1 protein-coding gene is annotated in these 437 nt (G+C 38.0%); it reads left to right on the top strand.

What is annotated here, in order from left to right; genetic code table 11:
* On the top strand, positions 1-278 hold a 278-nt coding region (locus RYX56_RS21220; protein ID WP_317123972.1), incomplete at its 5' end, for a Dps family protein.
* Between the last annotated feature and the right edge of the window lie 159 nt (positions 279-437).

Here is a 437-nt window from a genome sequence, read left to right as displayed (position 1 = left end):
CAGAACGTTTACTTGCAATCGGCGGCAGCCCTGTTGCAACAATGAAAGAATGCCTAGAGATTTCCTCTATTCAAGAAGCAACAGGTAAAGAAGCAGCTGGTGAAATGGTTCAATCCCTTATCAACGATTTCTCGATTATTATTGGTGAATTAAATGAAGGCATGAGCCTTGCCGACGAAGTAAATGATGAATCCACTGGTGATATGCTGCTAGCCATTCATTCTGAATTGGAAAAGCACGTTTGGATGTTAACAGCATTTCTCGGTAAAGCCATTTAATAAATAATAGAAGAAATAAGTTTAAAAAGTCCAACCTATAGTTAGTTGGACTTTTTGTTGTTAAAATGAGTGGCTTTCTCACCATTACGGGCAATGATCACCATACAAACCGTAATAATCGAAAACGCAGCAAACGCTAACATTGGAATCGTAATAAAA

The organism is Alkalihalophilus lindianensis (genome assembly GCF_032843265.1).
GTDB lineage: Bacteria > Bacillota > Bacilli > Bacillales > Bacillaceae_D > Alkalihalophilus > Alkalihalophilus lindianensis.
Note: the sequence above shows the minus strand (reverse complement) of the source record. Positions and strands in the feature narration are given on the sequence as shown.